This window comes from Aquimarina sp. AWH4_224, from assembly GCF_056160245.1.
The window spans coordinates 1-448 of the sequence record NZ_JBSWWU010000055.1 but is presented as its reverse complement, the minus strand read 5'-3'; the positions used below and the strand labels follow the sequence as shown (position 1 = coordinate 448).

The 448-nt window shown below is 41.1% G+C and carries 1 protein-coding gene; it reads left to right on the top strand.

Annotated elements, in window-relative coordinates; translation table 11 throughout:
* Window positions 1-5: 5 nt before the first annotated feature.
* A partial coding sequence (locus ACXAGJ_RS24665) for a PorP/SprF family type IX secretion system membrane protein (protein WP_474843851.1) occupies window positions 6-448 on the top strand: 443 nt, incomplete at its 3' end.

The window sequence follows — 448 nt, the reverse complement described above, 5'->3', positions numbered from 1 at the left end:
TATCGATGAATAGACCATTATTAATAATTGTGCTAGCATTTCTAACACTATGCATTGAACAAGTTCAAGGGCAGCAGGATGCGCAGTATACCCAGTATATGTACAATACGATTAGTGTAAATCCGGCCTATGCTGGTAGTCGAGGCGTTCTGAGTATTATGGGTCTTCACCGCAGCCAATGGGTTGGATTGGATGGAGCTCCTCGTACTCAAACCCTAACCTTGAATACTCCTATTGGAGATTCAGAGCGTTTGGGATTGGGACTCTCGATTGTCAATGATGAGATCGGTCCTACCGATGAGACCTTTATAGGAGTTGATTTTTCATATACGATTCCTACTTCTGAGTATGGAAAGTTGAGTTTTGGATTGAAAGGAGGTGCTCATTTGTTGAATGTTGATTTTCAGGAATTGACTCAGTTCAATCAAAATGATGCCTTGTTTGAGAA